Annotated in this window: 15 protein-coding genes; 10 read left to right on the top strand and 5 right to left on the bottom strand. The window is 75.5% G+C overall.

The genetic code is table 11. The annotated features are described in order from the left end of the window. Positions 1-623: 623 nt before the first annotated feature. The 3 genes from ACI8AR_RS16695 to ACI8AR_RS16685 all read left to right on the top strand — a co-directional run bounded on the left by ACI8AR_RS16695 (position 624) and on the right by ACI8AR_RS16685 (position 3412). Positions 624-1223 (top strand): DUF5994 family protein, encoded by a 600-nt coding sequence (locus tag ACI8AR_RS16695; RefSeq protein WP_457052017.1) that lies wholly within the window; start codon positions 624-626, stop codon positions 1221-1223. A gap of 729 nt (positions 1224-1952) precedes the next feature. Next, entirely contained in the window at positions 1953-2216 is a 264-nt protein-coding gene (locus ACI8AR_RS16690) for a hypothetical protein (RefSeq protein WP_457052016.1), read from the top strand. Between the two features lie 827 nt (positions 2217-3043). Next, positions 3044-3412, top strand: a complete 369-nt coding sequence (locus ACI8AR_RS16685) for a hypothetical protein (RefSeq protein ID WP_457052015.1) — start codon at positions 3044-3046, stop codon at positions 3410-3412. 887 nt (positions 3413-4299) lie between these two features. Here ACI8AR_RS16685 and ACI8AR_RS16680 read toward each other — a convergent pair. Both ACI8AR_RS16680 and ACI8AR_RS16675 read right to left on the bottom strand, forming a co-directional pair. Continuing rightward, complete coding sequence (locus ACI8AR_RS16680) at positions 4300-5079, bottom strand: ANTAR domain-containing protein (protein ID WP_457052014.1); 780 nt, start codon at positions 5077-5079, stop codon at positions 4300-4302. Between the two features lie 522 nt (positions 5080-5601). Beyond that, complete coding sequence (locus ACI8AR_RS16675) at positions 5602-7308, bottom strand: SpoIIE family protein phosphatase (protein WP_457052013.1); 1707 nt, start codon at positions 7306-7308, stop codon at positions 5602-5604. Between the two features lie 378 nt (positions 7309-7686). Between ACI8AR_RS16675 and ACI8AR_RS16670 the strand changes: the two genes are divergently transcribed. The 7 genes from ACI8AR_RS16670 (at position 7687) to ACI8AR_RS16640 (ending at position 15420) form a co-directional block, all read left to right on the top strand. Further along, positions 7687-8058 carry an STAS domain-containing protein gene (locus ACI8AR_RS16670; RefSeq protein WP_457052012.1) on the top strand — a complete coding sequence of 124 codons (372 nt, stop codon included), beginning with the start codon at positions 7687-7689 and terminating at the stop codon, positions 8056-8058. A 517-nt stretch (positions 8059-8575) separates the two neighbouring features. After that, positions 8576-8734 carry a hypothetical protein gene (locus ACI8AR_RS16665; RefSeq protein WP_457052011.1) on the top strand — a complete coding sequence of 53 codons (159 nt, stop codon included), beginning with the start codon at positions 8576-8578 and terminating at the stop codon, positions 8732-8734. A 666-nt stretch (positions 8735-9400) separates the two neighbouring features. Beyond that, positions 9401-12160, top strand: coding sequence for a LuxR C-terminal-related transcriptional regulator (locus ACI8AR_RS16660; protein WP_457052010.1), 2760 nt, complete (start codon positions 9401-9403; stop codon positions 12158-12160). A 235-nt stretch (positions 12161-12395) separates the two neighbouring features. Next, entirely contained in the window at positions 12396-13148 is a 753-nt protein-coding gene (locus ACI8AR_RS16655; RefSeq protein ID WP_457052009.1) for a DUF4389 domain-containing protein, read from the top strand. Between the two features lie 164 nt (positions 13149-13312). Then, on the top strand, positions 13313-13549 hold the full coding sequence (locus ACI8AR_RS16650; RefSeq protein WP_457052008.1) for a hypothetical protein: 237 nt from the start codon (positions 13313-13315) through the stop codon (positions 13547-13549). Between the two features lie 44 nt (positions 13550-13593). Continuing rightward, positions 13594-14355, top strand: coding sequence for a DUF4386 domain-containing protein (locus ACI8AR_RS16645; RefSeq protein ID WP_457052007.1), 762 nt, complete (start codon positions 13594-13596; stop codon positions 14353-14355). Between the two features lie 87 nt (positions 14356-14442). Further along, positions 14443-15420 carry an NAD(P)-dependent alcohol dehydrogenase gene (locus ACI8AR_RS16640; protein WP_457052006.1) on the top strand — a complete coding sequence of 326 codons (978 nt, stop codon included), beginning with the start codon at positions 14443-14445 and terminating at the stop codon, positions 15418-15420. A 165-nt stretch (positions 15421-15585) separates the two neighbouring features. Here the strand turns inward: ACI8AR_RS16640 and ACI8AR_RS16635 are convergent, their stop codons facing one another. From ACI8AR_RS16635 to ACI8AR_RS16625, 3 genes are all read right to left on the bottom strand, one after another. Then, the gene (locus ACI8AR_RS16635) at positions 15586-16293 is read right to left on the bottom strand and encodes a DUF6544 family protein (protein WP_457052005.1); all 708 of its coding nucleotides are present in this window, start codon (positions 16291-16293) and stop codon (positions 15586-15588) included. Between the two features lie 94 nt (positions 16294-16387). After that, positions 16388-17305: a hypothetical protein gene (locus ACI8AR_RS16630; RefSeq protein ID WP_457052004.1), complete on the bottom strand. Its 918-nt coding sequence runs from the start codon at positions 17303-17305 to the stop codon at positions 16388-16390. A gap of 694 nt (positions 17306-17999) precedes the next feature. Further along, positions 18000-18449, bottom strand: coding sequence for a hypothetical protein (locus ACI8AR_RS16625; protein ID WP_457052003.1), 450 nt, complete (start codon positions 18447-18449; stop codon positions 18000-18002). Positions 18450-18523: the final 74 nt, after the last annotated feature.

The following is an 18523-nucleotide window of genomic DNA, read 5'->3' as shown; positions in this document are numbered from 1 at the left end:
CGGATCCCGCACTCGTGGTCCGGGGGACGGGCGTGCGGCGTCTCCTCTCATCGGCCCGTCGACGACCTCCTCCCACCGGGGCCGACGCTCGCCGATGCGGCACGGCCGCGCCCACGCCGGGCGGCACCCGCCGAGTAGCGTCGGAGCCGACACGAGGGGGCACCATCGCCACACACCGTGGACGCTGCGCCGAGGCTCACCTCGGGTGCCCCTGCCGGGGCGACGAGACGATCCACGAGGAACGGTCCCGCGAGATCACCGAGGCCCGCGCCCGCTCGCCGGAGTCCGTCGACTGCCCCGAGTGCGGAGGTCCCACCACGCCGCTGGCCCTCGTCACGTGGGGCAACTGCCGGGCCTGCCGCACGGCGCAGTCCCGCCGGACACACCCGCTTCGCTGGTGACCGGCGCCGGCGGCTCGCGGGACCGCGATCACCCGTCCCCGCCCGACGTGCGGGCCGGCCGGCTCCCCCGCAGCGGGCGCGGCTCGGGTCGCCGGAGCGGTGTAGCTTCCTGGGTGACGCCACTCCGGCGCCCAGCCCCTCCGCTGGCGGGGGGAGATCGGCGGTCCCTCACATGGGACTCACCACGCTCCAGACGTCCCCCCACCCGACCGTGGTCCGGTCGTGACGACCATCCGGGTGACCCGGCGTCCCCGGACTCCGGCTGTCGACACCGCGGAGGCGGCGTCCCGGTTCCCGTCAGCGCCACCCGGACGCGCCGGGGCCGGTGCCGTCCGCCTGGCCCTGATCGACCCGCCGGCTCCGCGGACCACGCTGGACGGGGCGTGGTGGCCGCGCACGTCGGACCTGACCGCCGAGCTGCCCCCGCTCCTCGAGGAACTCCATCGCCGGGGCGTCCGGATCACGCGCGTGACCTACCACCCCGACTCCTGGCTGCCGACGACACGGCGGCTGCAGACCGGTGGCAGGACCGTCCGCCTGGGCTGGTTCCGCCAGATCGACCGGCACCTGCTGAACCTCACCGGCGACCTGCGCCGCGCCCGGTTGGACCTCCTCGTGGTGCCCCCGTCGACGACGGCGGGAGTCGCGCAGCGTGCCTTCGACGCGGCCACCGACCGGGCCAACCGGGACGAACCCACCGCGCTGCTCGACGGTCTCGGCACGGGTGACCTGCCGGTACCGCCTCCGCGAGCGGCCGCTGCCCCTCTCGACGACGGGGCGGCCGCGGCCTGGGACACCGACGGCGGCCATCCGGCTCGCTGACGCCCGCCGTCCGCCGTCCGGGGCGCCGGCGCACGCCCCATCCGCAGCCCCACGCCGTCCCTCCGGGGTCGCCGAACAGGAGATGGTCATGACCGACAAGTCGCCGCGACAGTCCATGTCGAAGAAGTCCGGCAAGTCGATCAAGGAGAAGCGCTCGGAGCGCAAGGCCAAGGTCGACAGCAGGTCCCAGATGGAGCAACTGACCACCGACAAGAAGCACTGACCTCGCGGCACCGGGCGGACCCCCACCCGGGGCCCGGTGGTCCCGGGGTCCGACCACGCGGGTCGGATGGAGGGCGTCCTCCTCCGCCGGGGCCACCACCGGTGGACCGCCCGGGCCGGGGCGGCCCCGACCGGCCGGCCACCGGCGCAGCCGTGGAGTCCGCACGGCGCGGCCGGCGGACGGCCCTGGGCCGCCTTCGGCGCGGTGTGGGTGGCCTTCGCGCTGATCGGTGCGGCCTGGTGGCAGCTGCCCACCGCGGCCGCCCTCGGCGTCCTGTCCACCCGGGTCGCCTTCCTCGGCCACGACGCCGGCCATCGACGGGTGGACACCGTCGGCGCGCTCTCCACACGCGCGGGGACCGCGGCCGCCGGCGGGACGCCGCGCATCGTCGCCGCCGACCCGGGTCTCTGTCCGACGCGGCCGTGTCACGGACTGCCCACGGACCAGGACGCCGCGCGGGCCGCCTGCACCGCCCGGCCAGGGGCCGACGGTTCTACGGTGCGGGGGTGCGAAGCGCGGACGACCTCGCGGAGCTGACGCGGCAGACGCGGGCAGCACGGGCCGCGCTGCGGCGCCGCATCGCCGACAGCCATGCCCGCGTCGCCGCCGCACAGCGCGCGACCGCGGAACTGATGCACCTCGCCGCCGACAGGCTGCCCGACCCCCCACGTGTGCACGAGCGGGCAGACCGGCTCGCGCAGGACGCCGACCGGCACCTGCGCCGGGCCGCGCAGGTCTGTTCCGCGGCCCAGGCCGAGGACGGCGGCTGAGGGTCTCCGCCCCGACTCACGACGCAGCCCCCACGTACCCGGAGGAGGGAGGTGCGGTACCTGGGCTCGTCCGGTCGGTGACCGCTGCCGGCGGTCCGGCCGGCCACGCAGGCGTGGCCGCGCAGGACCGCGAGCGCCGACGGCGTCAGCGCGCAGAGCCCCGAGGAGGCGGGTGGCGACGGCCATCGCAGGGCTGCGGACCTCCGGGTCCGCGGTGCCGCGCGGTCGGTCCCCGGCTGGGACGAGCCGTGAGCACTCAGCCCGAGCGCCGCGTCGCGCCTGTCCCGCACTCCCCCGCGGCGAGCCACCAGCCGGCTGCTGGAACCGCGTCAGGACCTGATCGGCCGGTGTGCACCCGGCCGTGCAGTCGAACTCGACCGGCACCCCGTCCAGCCACCCGACGGCCGCGGTGAGACCGCAGCACGGACAGGTCTCCCCCGTGGTGCGTTCGCTGGTCATGTCTCTCCCGGCCGGTTCGTGCAGACCGGCGGAGGGGTGGCCATCGACCCCGGTCTCGAGTCAGCCCTGGTGAGCGGAGCCGCCCCATCCGCACCCGGAACAGCTCGACCCCGCCCCGGAGGCCCACAGGGAGAGGACGCGAAGTCGAGCGCAACCCCGCAGGCGGCCGGCTGCCGGGGTCCCCGGGGATCGAGTGCCGTCGGGTTCCGGCGTGCGAACGCGTGCCGACGGGCGCCGCAGCGGCCTCACGGCACGCACCTGCGACGCCCCTGCACCGCCCGGGTCGCACCGTTGCGATCGAACCCGGGCCAGGGGCGATCGACCAGTCGAGCTGGACACCGTCCGGCGACGGCGCCAGGCTGAGCGCCGTGACCGGAGGTCGCGCGCCGTTCGCCCACGACGCCGTCCTGGCGATGGGGTCCGACGGCGACGAGCGCGCTCCCGGCGGAGCCATCACCGTCGCGCTGTGCGGCGGCTGGTCGCACGACGGCCCCTGTCCCCTCGCCTCACACCACACCTCGGCCGAGCGGCAGGGGGACCGCGTGCGGTTGCGCGTCCTCTTCGCCGCACCTCCTGCCGAGGAGGGCCGGGTGCGGACGCTGATCCGCGCGGCGCTGCTCGCCGGCGAAGCGCACGGGCCGGACGGCGCCACCGCATCCTGGCGGTTGGTCGGCGAGGAGCCGGGCGTGGTCCGGGACGAGGAGCGCGCGCACCTCGGCCGGCTGCTCGCCGGCTGACCGTCCCCTGCCCGACGGGTCAACGGCTGCGGCCCGCTGCACGTGGCCTGCTGGGGAGCCAGCAGCACCGCGTCGATGCCGTCGAGGGCGGTCCCGAACACGCCCTGGCGGTCCCGGGTGAGGGCCAGCGGGGTCTGCACACCGGGCCGCTCGGCGGTGGTGACCGAGCCGGTGGCGAAGTCGTACGTCACCCGCAGCGTCGTCGCGCCCTCGCGGCGTCCCCGGCCGTGGCCGCAGTCGCCGACGGCGGTCCACCACAGCGACTCCGCCCCGCAGATGCTGGCGTTGTCCTCCATGTCCACCAGGTCGTCGCCGACCACGACGTACCACCCGCTGGGGGACTCCGGCACCCCCGCGGGTGGTGCCGATCCGGCAGGGCAGGTCGACATCCAGCCCGCCGGGATGTTCGGCCGCCAGGCGCGCACCGGCCGGGTCAGCCACAGCGCCTCGGGCGACGGCAGGAACCCGGTCGGCGAGCGGTACGCCCGCCCGTCGTACCGACAGGTCTGCGAGCACTCGACGCCGGCCGCGCCCGCGGGCGCTGCGGGGATGGCCAGGCAGGCGCGGCGGCAGATCGGCTCGTCCTCGAGGAAGCCGACGACCGAGTCGAGGAAGAGGAACTGCTCGGTGCGGATCTCGGGTTGTCGAACCGCCGCTGCTCGCCGGTCCGTGGATCGACCAGCAGCCTGTAGTGGGTCTCGTCGTCCTCGTCCCAGACCGCTCATGTTCCTGCGGATCTCGCGCCGACTGATGAGGTCGGCTCAGCGTCACCGGCCCGCCTCGATGGGCAGGGCGGCCCCGCCACCCTGGGTTTCGAGTGGCGGGACCTGACCGCGACGAGCCTCCCGGGAGGCCGCCGCGGCTGCATGGGGGCCTGCGCGTCGAGGCTATGGGGCCTGCTGCCCGACCGCCTGGTCAGCGGCTCGGCGCCGTCCGGTCCGGACGAGGGGCAGTTCGCCGGTGAGGACCAGGTGCTCCGCGATGTCGCGCACCTTGACGTTCTTGTTCATCGACACCGTGACCAGGGCTTCGAAGGCCTGGTCAGGAGTCAACTTGTGGCGCTCGATGAGGATCCCCTTGGCCTGCTCGATCACCGCCCGGGACTCCAGCGCCTTCTGCAGGTTGTCGGCCGTCTCCCGAGCCGCGCGGTAGGCCTGGACGGTGCCGGCCGCGACCGCCGCATACGGGGCGATCCCGCTGGCCACCATCCGGCTGGCCTCGTCGAAGGCGTCCGGCATGCGGGCGTAGATGTTCAGCGATCCCGCGACCTGCTCCTCTCCGGCGAGGACCAGCGGAACGGCCAGCACGCTCAGGACGCCCTGTTCGGCGACGTACCGCGTGTAGTCCGGCCACCGGGTGTCGGCGCGGGTGTCGCCGACCTCGGTCGGGAGGCCGCGGCGGGCGGCGTGCAGGCACGGCCCGGCCCCGTGGTCGTACTGGACCTCGTCGAGGCCGAGGGCCAGGGGCCCGGTGTCGACGACGGTGCTCGGCTGGTCCTCGATCATCAGCGTGACCGATGCCTCGGGGTCGCCGGGCATGACCCGCTTGGTGAGGTCGGCCATCGACTGCAGCAGGCTCTCCATGGACAGTTCGCGCAGCGACACACGGCCCAGGTGCTCCAGCGCCTCGGCGGCATCCGTGGATCGTTGCTGCTCACTGCGGGCCACGCGGGCCTCCGGTCCGATCGATACCGGGGGCGACCTCGGCGGCGAACCCCTAGGTGGGCTCCGCAATGCGCTACGCCGCTGGGTGACGCAGCACCGACGCCGGGCTGCACCGGGCGTCCGGGTGAGCCTACGCGCCCGCACGGTGCGCCGGCGCCCGTGACCGCGGCCCGCCAACCGCTGGGCGGCCGCGCCCCAGGCCCATCGACGCCCCGAGGGCCGGCGCGCCGGCGAGGTCGCGGCTCCCCACGGGCCTCCGCGCCGCGACGACACGGCACGACCGGGACAACTGGGGGTTCAGTGGGGCGCCCCGGGGCTTGCCGGACCGCTACAGGCCGTTCATCCGCCGGCTCATCGCCGAGCGCCGGATCGACCACGTCGAGCTGGGCAGCTACGTCCGCGTGCAGCGGTCGGTCCTGGACGCCTTCATCGAGTCCGGCCGGGTCTGCCGGACACCGGACGCCGCTGACCGGCCGAGCGCCCGCACGCCCCACGGGCGCCCGAGGGCCCAGCGTGGCCGGTGGGCTACCGGGCTCCTGGGTCGCAGCGGACGGCGAGGACGGCGACGTCGTCGTCGGCGCGACCGGTGAGGATGCGGTCCAGCAGCCGGTCGCACAGCTGCTCGAGGGGCAGGCCGCGGAGCTCGGCGAGGGCCTCGGCGAGGCGGGTGAGGCCCTCGTCGATGCCGGTGTGCCCGTGCTCGACGAGGCCGTCGGTGACCAGCAGCACGGTGTCGCCCGGCCGCAGGGTCACGGTGTGGTCGGTGCGCGGGGCGGGTTCACCGGCGCCGAGGAGGCGCTCGGGTGGGCGGTGCAGCACCCGCACCGCGCCGACGGGGTGGGCCAGCAGCGGCGGCGGGTGGCCGGCGGAGGTCCAGCGCAGCGTGCGCAGGCCGGCGCGGGCCTGCGCGGGCGGCTGCTCGACCCGGGCGAGCAGCGCGGTGGCCAGCGTGCCGAAGCCCAGGCCGGTGAGCACCCGGTCGACCCGGGTGAGGGTGTGCGCCGGACTGTCGGGATGGTCGTAGGCCAGCGTGCGGACGGTGCTGCGCAGCTGGGACATGGCGGCGGTGGCCTCGACGCTGTGCCCGACGACGTCGCCGATCACCAGCACGGTCGCGCCGTCGGGTGGGAGGAAGGCGTCGTAGAAGTCGCCGCCGACCAGGGCATGGCTGCTGGCCGGCCGGTAGCGGACGGCGATCTGCAGGCGGTCCGGCTGCGGCGGCGGGGAGAGCAGACTGCGCTGCAGGGTCTCGGCCACCCGCTGCTGGCGGCGGTAGAGGCGGGCGTTGTCCAGCGCGAGCGCGCCGCGGCGGGCCACCTCGACGGCGGTGGCGATCTCCAGTTCGGTGTGGGGCGGGCGGTCGCCGGCGACCAGCAGGGCCAGGGCGCCGAAGGTGTCGCCGCGGGCGCGCAGCGGCACGATCGTGCACGAGGTGACGTCCAGTCGGCGCCAGGCCGCGCGCACCGCCTCGGTCGGTAGGGAGGGGGCGACCTGCTGCTGGTCGATCGTGGTGACCTGCACCGGCTCGCCGGACAGCAGAGCCTGGACCATCGCCTCGTCGTCGCCGGTGCCACGGATCCGGCCGCGCATGTAGGTGTCCAGGTCCGCGCGCCGGTTCGGGTCCCGGTGGGCCCAGGCCTCCTCGGCCTCGCCGCCGTCCTCGCCGAGCAGCGCGACGACCGCCCAGTCGCCCAGCCGCGGAAGGACCACCTCGGCGAGCCGGCCGGCCGCCTGCCCGACGTCCAGGCTGTTGATCAGCGTCTCGGAGACCTCGGCGAGGAACCGCAGCCGCGTGTGGTCGGCGTCGGCGGGGCCGTCGAGGTCGCCTGCCGCGTCGGGATCACCGCCGGCGCGTCCCTCGGCGGAGGCGGGGGGCTGCTGGTGGGCGTCCTCCCGGATGGAGAGCTGCAGCAGGTCCTCGACCGGCTCGGCGGTGACCGACAGCCACCGGCCGGTCGGCACGTAGAAGCCGCGCCAGGTGGTGGGGGTCCCGGCGGTGCGCGCGTGGAGCAGGAAGCCGTGCAGTGCGGTGCCGGCGAGCTCGGGCAGGGCGATCCACAGGTTGCGGCCGGCTAGCGGCTCGGTGGGGCGGCCGAGCAGGCCCGCGGCGGCCGGGTTCGCGTAGCGCAGCGTCCAGTCGGCGTCGAAGACGGCCATCCCGGCGGGGAGCCGGTCCAGGACCGTGACCAGCCACGCCGGCGCCGTCGGGCCTGTGGCGGGCTGCCTCACCATGATCCCCGGTGGTCCATCGGTCGACGCCCCTCGGGCACGGGACGGGTGCCGAGCCTATCGGCGTGGGCCGCGCCGACACTCGCACCACGGCACCGGGAGCACGGGAGTACCGGACATCCGTCCGTGAGCCGCACGGGCGGCGACCGGAGGGCCGGTGGGTGCGGGACAGGGTGTGGAGCCGGCGACCGGTGCCGGGGCGGGCCCCATCAGGTGCCGCGGGGCCGGGTCCGCGTCGAGGGAAGCGGACCCCGGCTTCCCGCTCCAGTTGCCACTGCCGTGTTGTGCGCCACCATCCTGACGTCGGTACGCCCAGCCCGAGCACTGGCCACGGACGTCCGCAGGCGGCACCCGGTTCTCCTGCGCCGACCGGGGGGATCCATGCCGTTCCAGCACACCAGCACTCGCCTGCATGAGGCCGGCCTGCCGTCGTTGGCCGTGCAGGTGGATCTGGTCGCCGGTCGCCTGAGCGTGGCCGGCAGGCTCGGGCGCCGCAGCACGCACCTGCTCGCCGCGGCGGTCACCACCCTGTTGGTCGCCGGCCCACAGCAGTGGCACCTGGACCTCGCGGCGGTCACCGCGGTCGACACCGCAAGCCTCCGCGCGCTCGGCGCCGCCTACCGCCGCGCGGTACGGCACGACCGGCGGCTGATCGTGCACCGGCCGGCCCCGGACGTGGAGCGGGCGCTGCGCCGGTTGTGCCTGGACCGGCACGTGTTGGCTCCCGAGCCCACGACCGCACCCGCCGCCTGACCGTCGGCGTCTCTCCGGTCCGCCGCCGGCGACCTGTCCCGGTCGACGAGGAGCACCCACGTACACGGCGCGGCAGGCCCCGACCGGTGCGGGGACGCCGCGGTCGGCGTACGACGGCCGCGAAGGCGTGGACCCGGGTGCCGGCTCCGGCGCCTGCCCCGCAGTCGTACCGGACATTCGCTCTCCTGAGCGCCGCCGGGGTCGGCAGCGCCCCCGCGACGGCCCGATGCCTCTGACAGACCTCCCGCGGCCGGCCGGTGGCCGGCACGGCGAGGCCGGCGGTGTCAGCGTCGACGGGTACCCGCAGTGGACCTGTGCGGTCAGCACCGGCGGCCCATCCGTGGCACAACGGCGCCCACCTGGTCTGGCGTACCGACCCGGCCCACAGTGCCTCCCAGCAGGCGGTGGCGTGCATCGCGGAGGAGGTCCTGTGCCCGAGTCCGGCTGCGCGCGGCGATCGCCGCCGGACGTGCGGTCCGATGCGGTCACGGTCGGTCGGTGGCGGCCGGCGACGCCGGTGGAGCTGACCACCGCCCGGCTGCAGCTGAGCGCCGCGCTGCACGACGGCGCCCCTCCGTCGGGAGCCGACGAGAACGCGTCGGAACGACTGGTGCTGGCGTTCGAGGAGCCGGTCTCGAACGCGGTGCGCCACGCCCCCCGGTCGAGGTGCCGGTGACCCCGTTGCCGGGGATCGCAAGACGGTGTGGGCTCGCATCGACATCGTCCGCGCCGCGCCACCGCCGATCCCGCATCCCCGCGGCGACGGTGGCGGGCGCCGGAGGAGCGACGGATCGGCGCCGCTCCGGTGAGCCTGCGGCGTCCTGCGTCGGGCACCGCAGGGACCCCGGAGGCCAGACGTGACCGGACTGCCGGCGCGCCGCTCAGGACGGCTCGGCGGCCGCTCCCACCAACCCGCCGTCCGCCCGGCTCCTGAACACCTCCCCTGGGCCAACACCTCCCCTGCGCCACTTCCGCGCGGCACGTAGGTGCCGGGGTCGGATGCGCTCGAGGGGCGATGCGATGGGCCACGCGGCGGACCCCGAACCCCCGGCGGCCGTCGCGAGGCCGTCGGGACCTCGGCGAAGCGGGCAGGGCGGGTCGACACGACCGAGGAGGCGCCGGCTCGGGCCGCCGTCCCCTCGTGGGCTCAGCTCGCGAGACGCTGCCGGCAGGCGCCGGACGCGGCCGCCCCCGCCGGTGGCCCCGCGCAGTCGACACGGCGGAGTTCATCGACACCTGCCGGCCGTGCTGACACCATGCGTGTCCGGGAGCCCACCGGGTTCGCCGGCGGCGCGCCGGGTTCACGGCAGGCGACCCCGGCCGCTCAGGGGAGATGGTCACGGTGGGGCCACTGCTGGAGACGAAGCTCCACCGCCCACGGCGACGGCGCGGACTGATCGCGCGCCCCCGGCTGTGCGAGCGCCTGGACCGCGGGACGGAGTCGGCGCTGACGCTGGTCTCGGCGCCGGCCGGGTTCGGGAAGACGACGGTGCTGACGGAGTGGCTCACGGCCGAACCGGCCGGGGGCCGGTCGGTGGCGTGGCTGTCGCTGGACGAGCGGGACAACGACCCGGCGCTGTTCTGGACGTACCTGATCACCGCGCTGCAGACCGCGGTCCCCGAGGTCGGGACCGGCGCCCTGGCCCTCCTGCAGTCGCCGCAGTCGTCCCTGGACGCGGTCCTCGCGACTCTGCTCAACGAGATCTCCGCCGTCCCCGACGACATCGTGCTGGTGCTCGACGACTACCACGTCATCGAGGCGCGCGGGGTGCAGGACGGGATGTCGTTCCTGCTGGAGCACCAGCCCGCCCAGCTCCACCTGGTGATCGCCGGCCGCGCCGACCCGGCGCTGCCGTTGGCGCGGATGCGTGCCCGTGGTGAGCTCACCGAGCTGCGCGCCGCCGATCTGCGCTTCACCCCGGAGGAGGCCGCGCAGTACCTCACCGTCGCGATGGGACTGGGGCTGACGGCCGACGAGGTCGCGGCCCTGGACGAGCGCACCGAGGGGTGGATCGCCGCGCTGCAGCTGGCGGCGCTGTCGATGCAGGGCCGCGACGACGTTCCCGGCTTCATCGCCGGCTTCGCCGGAGACGACCGCTACGTCGTCGACTACCTGGTCGAGGAGGTCCTGCAGCGCCAGCCCGAGCAGGTCCGCAGCTTCCTCCTGCGGACGTCGATCCTGACCCGGCTGACCGGCCCGCTGTGCGACGCGGTCACCGGCACCGCCGGCGGTAAGACCGTGCTGGAGGCGCTCGACCGCGGGAACCTGTTCCTGGTCCCCCTCGACGACCGGCGCCGCTGGTACCGCTACCACCACCTGTTCGCCGACGTCCTCCAGGTGCGCCTGCAGGACGAGCAGCCGGACGCCGTCGCCGGGCTGCACCGGCGGGCCGGTGAGTGGTATGAGCGCAGCGGGGACCGCGCCGAGGCCGTCCACCACGCGCTGGCCGGCGGGGCCGTTCCGCGCGCGGCGGAGCTGGTGGAGCTGGCGCTGCCGGCGCTGCAGCGGGGCCGGCAGGAGGCCACCATGCGCCGCTGGCTGGAGGCGCTGCCGGACGACGTGCTCCGGGTCCGGCCGGTGCTCAGCGTCGGGTACGCCGCAGCGCTCATGGTCAGCGGCCACGTCGATGGCGTCGAGGAGCGCCTGCGGGACGCGGAACGGTGGCTGACCCCGACCGCGGACGGCGGCCCGGACCGCCCGGACTCCGCCGACGGGATGGTGGTCGTGGACGAGGCGGGGTTCCGCCGGCTGCCCAGTGCCATCGCCCTCTACCGCGCGGGCCAGGCCCTGCTGTCCGGCGACGTGGGCGGCACCGAGGCGCATGCCCGGCGGGCCCTCGACCTCGCCTCCGACGACGACCAGCTCGGCCGCGGCGGGGCGGCCGGCCTGCTCGGCCTCGCGTACTGGACGCGGGGGGAGCTGGACGCGGGGCACCGTTGGTACGCCGAGGCGGCGGCCGGCCTGGAGAGGGCCGGTCACCTGTCCGACGTGACCGGCTGCGCCCTCGCGCTGGCCGACATCCGGCTGGCACAGGGGCGGCTCGGCGCGGCATTGAGCACCTACCAGCGGGCGCTGGACCTGGTGACGCCGGCGACCGGTCCGGTGCTCCGGGGCGCCGCGGACATGCACGTCGGCATCGCCGGGGTGCTCACCGAACGCGGCGACACCGAGGCCGCGCACCGGCACCTCGTGCTGAGTCGGGAGCTGGGCGAGCACGCCGGCCTGCCGCAGAACCCCTACCGCTGGCGCGTCGCCCTGGCCCGCCTCCGCGAGGCCGACGGGGACGTCGACGGGGCGCTCGCCCTCCTCGACGAGGCGCAGCGCCGCTACGCCGGGGACTACTTCCCCGAGGTGCGGCCGGTCCCGGCGCTGCGGGCGCGGGTGCTCGCTCGGCAGGGCCGGTGGGCCGAGGCGCTGGCCTGGGCGGAGGAGCGGGAGCTGTCGTGCGGGAACGCCCCGACCTACCTGCGGGAGTTCGAGCACCTCACCCTGGCCCGGGCGCTCGTGGCCCGTGCCGCGGCGGAGGGCGACGAGCGGTCGGTCGCCGGAGCCGTGCAGCTGCTGGAGCGGCTCCGGCGCGCAGCGGAGGAGGGCGGCCGGACCGGCAGCCTCCTCGACGTGCTGGTCGTGCGGGCGCTCGCCGAGCAGGCGCGCGGCGACCTGTCCGCCGCGCTGCGGGCGCTGCGCCGCGCGCTGGCGCTGGCCGAGCCGCAGGGCCACGTCCGCGCCTTCACCGACGAGGGCGCCCCGATGGCCCTCCTGCTGCGGGCGGCCGCCGCACAGGGCGCCGGCGCTGGCCGTGCCCGGCGGCTCCTGACCTCCCTGGACACGAGGGGGGACCGCGCGCCGGTCCCGGCGCCGTTGGTCGATCCGCTGAGCGCGCGCGAAGTCGACGTCCTGCGGTTGCTGGGCAGCGACCTCGACGGGCCGGACATCGCCCGCGAGCTGTTCGTGTCGATCAACACGGTCCGGACCCACACCAAGAACATCTACGCCAAGCTGGGCGTGACCAACCGTCGCGCGGCGGTCCGCCGGGGCGAGGAGCTCGACCTCGTGTCGCGGCGTCACGACCGCCGCGGAAGCGCCGTCGCCGACCGGTAGGCCCGCAGGACCGTCGAGCTCGCTCCCGCGGGCGGCTCCGGCCGCGCACCGCGTTCCGCCCGGTCCCGGATCACCACCCGGATCACCAACCATGGTGATCCGCGCTCCCCCAGGCCCTCCCTACGGTCCTCCGCACCGGCGCACGCCGGACCGTCGGCCACGACGCCCCGGGTGTGCTCCGGCGGCGACCGCCCCGCCTCCCACGGGAACGGTGCCCGCCCTGTGAGGAGGAGACGTGACGGAGAACCGAGCGCCCTATCCGGTCCGCGTCGACGCGTCGGAGGACGCGCCGTCCCGAGGACTGTGGCTGGTCAAGTGGCTGCTGCTCGTCCCGCACCTCGTCGTGCTGGCCTTCCTGTGGGTGGCCTTCTCCGTGGTCGGCGTGATCGCGTTCTTCGCGATCCTCGTCACCGCGCGCTATCCGCGGGCACTGTTCGACTTCAACGTCGGCGTGCTGCGCTGGTCCTGGCGGGTCCACTACTACGGCTACTGGGCGCTCGGCACCGACCGCTATCCGCCGTTCACCCTGGCCGAGGTGCCGGACTACCCCGCCCACCTCGACGTCGCCTACCCCGAGCGGCTCTCCCGCGGCCTGGTGCTGATCAAGTGGTGGCTGCTGGCCCTCCCGCACTACCTGATCGTGTCGATCTTCGTGGGCGGCGGGATCTGGCTGGCCACCCGGAGCGGGAACGCCGACAGCAGCTGGGCGGCCGGCGTCAGCCTGCTCTCCCTGCTGGTGTGCATCGCCGCGGTCGTCCTGCTGTTCACCGGCCGCTATCCCCGGCCGCTGTACGACCTCGTCCTGGGCGTGGACCGCTGGGTGCTGCGGGTGGCCGCCTACACCGCGCTGATGACCGACCGCTATCCGCCGTTCCGGCTCGACCAGGGCGGCACCGACCCCGGCTCGATGCCCGCGATCCCCGTGCCGCCCGCCCCCGTCGGCATGCCGGCGACCACGCCTCCGGCCCCGGCCGCGCCGGCGCGTTGACCACCCACCGACCCGATCGGCAGGCCCGAACGGTCGGGCGGGCCGGTTCCGGCTCCCTCGCTCGTGGACCCGGGAGGTGCCGGGGACGCCGCCCGCAGGACCGCGCGGAGCGCCGGGTGACCTCTCGGCGACCGCCCCCGGGTGGCACCGGACAGGGGGACTCGATGACGAAGCAGACCACCGGCCGCTCGTCCGACTCGAGCCGCTACGAGATCCGCCTCGGCGGCCACCTCGAGCCCCGATGGGCCGCCTGGTTCGACGGAGTGACCCTCACCCACGCCGACGACGGCAGCACCGTCCTCACCAGTGCGGCGCTCGACCAGGCCGCCCTGCACGGGGTGCTGACGAAGGTGCGCGACCTCGGCCTGCCGCTGCTCGCGGTCGCGCAGCTCGACCCCTGACCGGCCGCACCCCTCCACCCCACCGACCCGAGAAGGGACTCGCCATGAGCAGCACCGTGGACACTCCCGCAGCGACCCGACCGCCGATCGACCGGATGCGCAGGACCTCCCTGGCCGCCGGGATCCTCTACCTGGCCACGTTCGTGTCGATGCCCACCCTCGCCCTGTACCAAGACGTGCGCGGGGAGGCCGACTTCGTGCTGGGCGTCGGCAGCGACACCGGCGTGCTCGTGGCGGCTTTCACCGAGGTCGTCGTCGCCCTGGCCGGCATCGGCACCGCCGTGGTGCTGTTCCCGGTCGCCCGGCGGGTCAGCGAGACGGCCGCGCTCGGCTTCGTGGCCTCCCGGGTCGTCGAGGGCGCGCTGATCATCGTCGGCGTCGTCAGCGTTCTCACGCTGCTCACCCTGCGCACCGACGTCGCCGGCACCGCCGACGCCGACCCGGCCGCGCTGGTCACCACCGGCCACACCCTGAGCGCGGTCTACGACTGGACCTTCCTGCTCTCGCAGAGCCTGATGCCGGTCTTCAACGCGCTGTGCCTGGGCTACGTGCTGTACCGGTCGGGTCTGGTGCCGCGGATCCTCCCTGCGCTGGGGCTGATCGGCGCGCCGCTGCTGCTGGCCTCCGACATCGCGATCTTCTTCGGCGTCTACGACCGCGCGGCCCCGCTCGCCGTGCTCACCGTCGTCCCCATCGCGGTCTGGGAGTTCTCCCTCGGCGTCTACCTGACCGTCAAGGGCTTCAAGCCCGCGGCGATCACCACGCTCCTCGCCGGAGACCGAGGCTCCGAGCGGTCACCGGCCTGAGCGCCCAGCACCCCCGGCCCCGACCGCCCGGCCCGGGTCGGCCGGGGCCGGCACCCCACCGTCCGACGAGGAACACGAGGAGCGGCGATGAAGGCGATCGTCCAGGAGCGGTTCGGCCCCCCGGACGTCCTGCGGTTCGTGGACACCGACCTCCCCCGGATCGGCCCCGACGACGTACTCGTCCGGGTCCGTGCCGCGGCGGTCAACCCCTACGACTGGCACATGGTGCGGGGCGACCCCTACATCGCCCGGCTGATCGGCGGCGTCGGGCTGACCCGGCCCGAGCAGCGGGTGGCCGGAGTCGACGGGGCCGGAGACGTGGCGGCGGTCGGCACAAACGTGCGGGGGCTACGCCCCGGCGACGAGGTGCTCGGCTGGTTCGACGGCGCCTTCGCCGACTACGCCCGCGCGGCCGCAGACCGGGTGGTGCCCAAGCCGGCGGGACTGACGTTCGAGCAGGCGGCGGCCCTGCCGCTGGCCGGGCAGACCGCCCTGCGCGCGATCCGCGACGTCGGCGAGGTGCGGGCCGGACAGCGGGTGTTGGTCAACGGCGCCGCCGGCGGCGTCGGCAGCTTCGCCGTCCAGATCGCGGCCGCGCTGGGTGCGGAGGTCACCGGGGTGTGCAGCACCCGCAACGTCGACCTCGTTCGCTCGATCGGCGCCGCGCACGTCGTCGACTACACCGTGGCCGACTTCACCGACGGGCGCACGCGCTACGACGTGATCCTCGACAACGTCGGCGGCCGGCCGCTGACCCGGCTGCGTCGAGCGCTGACCCCCACCGGGACCCTGGTGTTCAACGCCGGCGGCTCACCCGGCCACCTGCTCGGCCCGATCGCGACGATCCTCCGGGTGGCCGTGCTCAACGGTGTCGCCCGACAGCGGCTGCGGCCGCTGCCGAGCACCTGGGCGCAGGAGCACCTGCAGGCTGTCATCGAGCTCACCGAGGCCGGACGGGTCGCCCCGGTCCTCGACCGGACCTTCGCGCTGGCCGACACGGCGGCCGCCCTACGGCACGTGGAAGGCGGCCACGCGCGCGGCAAGGTCGTCCTCGCCGTCAGCTGAACGGCGCCCTGCACGGCGACCGCCGCCGGCTCCCGGGCGATCGCCGACGCGGGACCGACCGACCGGGAAGCCGGACGCCCCGGCGGCAAGGGCGCGAGAAGGTCCGCGGTGCCACCGCGGGTCGGTCGCGGCCCGGCGGCGAGGACGCTCGGGCCAGCCCGTGGATCAGGTCCGTGGCGCCAGGTCGAGAGCGAGTGCCTGAAGGGTCATCTCGCCGTAGCGGAACTCGCCGTCGGGCAGGTGCCACACCGCCGCTCCGCCGGTGGGCCGGGGCCGCCCGTCGACGACGGTCCAACCGGCCGGCGGGGTGGTCCACGGCGCCCGCACCGGCCCACCGGGCAGGTCGGCCCAGCGGTCCGTGGTGCGGAAGTCCCTCGGCCGGCCGTCGCCGTCGATGATCACCTCCGCGCCCACCGTCCGGCCGGCGTCGGTCACCGATACCTGGAAGCTGTCGTCGCCGACCGCGTCCCAGGTGGTACGGGGGTGCAGCAGCATCCCCGGCGCCAGCAGTACGGCGTCGTTGAGCCAGGTGGTCAGCTCGCTGGTGTCGAACTCCGGCCCGGACCCGTCGGCGACGGTGATCAGTCCCAATGCCTTGCCCAGCATCCGGCCCGTGCCGGCGCGGTAGGTGTCCCAGCCCCACATCGGCACCGCCCGCGCGACCAGCAGCCGCATGCGGAACAACCGGGCCACCTCCAGGCCAGAGTTGTACTGCCAGGCGTCCAGCGGCAACCACGGCTGGTCGGGCCCGCGGCGGAAGCGGCCGGTGAAGTGCGCCCGCAGCGACCAGGTCCGCGGCCGGCCGATCACACCCATCCCCCGCAGGTACCGGGCCGCGACCGGCGGCAGCGGCGCGAGGTCGGCCTCGCTCACCGGAGCGGTTGACGCCGGCCGGTCCGGCAGCCCGGCGGCGGCGACGCCGCGGCGGAACGCCCGCGGCGGGCGTGTTCTGCGGGTCCCGGCACGCTCAGACGGGGACGCCGACACCGACGCCCCCCGTGGTCGGGGCGGGCGCGCTCGTGGGCACGGCCCGCAGCAGACGGACGAGCAGCCGGGCGCCGATGGCGCCCAGGACGCCGAATCCGGCGATCGGGCCGATGACCTGAGCGGGTGTGAAGGAGATGCCGGCGGCCACCTGCAGCGCGGTGGCCAGCGAGATCGACGGCAGCAGCAGCACGATGGTCACCAGCAGCGGCGTGGCCAGCAGGTAGCCCAGCGGCTCACGGCGTCGGACCATCAGACCGGCCAGTGCCGACGCCGGAGTGATGACCGCGAGGTCGAGCGAGTACGTGACGGTCGTGGTGTAGACGTCGAGCAGTTCCGGCGCCGTGCCCTGCAGCAGGGCGGTGACCAACGGCTGCAGCCAGACCACGGCGGTGACGGCCGCCGCGGCGAGCAGGAACCGCGACAGGGACCGGTGCGGCACGCCGGGATCCGCGGCGGCGGCGGCCAGGGCGGCGCGATCGGTCGCACGGAAGGCGGCGATGAACCCGAACAGCGACGCCGACAGCAGGGTGACGTAGGCCAGGTACAGCGGGTTGTACGCCACCCCCAGGGCGTAGTTCGCGTAGACGTACAGCAGGTAGCCCAGCGACCCGGTCAGCAGCAGCGTCCCGCGCGGGGACCCGTCGCGGTGCTGCAGCCAGGCGCGCACCACCAGTGGGACGCCGAACGCGAGCACGACCGCGTCCACGGCGGTGTTGTTGGCGGCGGTGAACACGGTGTCGAAGCGGTACAGCCCGTCCCCGGCCAGCTCCGCCGCCTGCCCGCGCGCCGTCGTCACCGGCACCGGAGTGCCCGACGGCCGCCACAACAGGCCCACCGTCGCGGCGCCTGCCGCCACCGCGGCCACCAGTCCGGGCAACCGGCGCAGTGCTCTGCCCACCTCGTGCTCCTCGCTGTCTCGGTGGCGGCATCGAACCGCGCTGACCCGCCTCCCGCCAGAGCACCGCACCGGCACGCGAACGCGAGGGCGACCGGGACAGTCCCCGAACCCGACGGGGGGCCGCCATCGTCCGGCTACCGCAGCCCGTGTGTGCCTCACCGATCTCGGCTGCAGCGGACGGCGGAGCCGACTCCCCCTCGGCCGCTGGAAGGACCGTTGGAACTCGGTCCGTTCCTCCGCGCCGCAGCGACCGCAGACGTGGACCTGGTGCAGCTTGAGCAGAAAGCTGTCCGGGCCGACGTAGCGCCACGGCCCCCCGCTGTGCAGGACGCGTGACTCGGTCGCGCCGCACCGCCGGCACCGGCGCTCCTGCTCGCACGCCCCGGGCGCGACGTACTCGAACGCGCTCCAGGCGTGCTCCTGCGCGGTGGTGACGTCGCCACACCGCCGGCACGTGCGGACGCGCACGCATCGGGCGTCGGGGTGGGTCCGCTCACCGGTGTGCCCGACGACCCGGCAGAGCGACCTCGCCAACCGGTCCACTCCCGCCACTACCGGAGCGCGGAGGCGACCCCGCACGGCCTGCGCGGCCCGTGAGGAACGCCGGCGCCGGGCTGGGCGTCACCGATGCACCGAGGGTCGCCCGGGACGGTGCCGACAGGCGTGACGGTCCGAGTGGTTCCCGGCTGGTTGCTCATCGCCCGTTCTCGTCGACCCGGCCACCGAGCAGCGCCATCGCAGCCACCGAGGCGCCGACGAGGGCGAACACCGCCTCCAGCGGTTGGAAGCCGAGCCACAGCAGCTCCGCGGTCTCGAAGGCGACCAGTCCCACGCCGGCGAGCACCGACAGGGCCCGGGCGCCGCGGCCGTCTCGCCACTGCCAGATCCCGGTCAGCAGATAGCCGCCGCCCACGAGGGTCGCGAGCAGCACGCCGGGCCAGCGGTAGTCGCTGAAGGGGCTGCCGGTCAGGGCGGCCGGATCTGCGTCGAGGAGGGATCCGTCCGGGGCGATGGTCAGCAGCAGGCCGCCGATCACCGCCATCCCGCCGGTACCCAGTTCGAGAGCGGCCAGGGCCCGACCCGGGCGGCGGGCGCGCACGGGGCGGTGGATGGGCTTGCTGAGCTGGGCGCGGGCGGAGGTCATGGCACGACCCTGCGGCAGTGCCGGACCACGGGCTGAGGGTCGAACGTCATCGCGGGCCGGGCACGGTGTCATGG

The sequence above is a fragment of the Geodermatophilus sp. SYSU D01036 genome (assembly GCF_054050435.1).
This window is presented reverse-complemented; position numbering and strand designations above follow the sequence as displayed.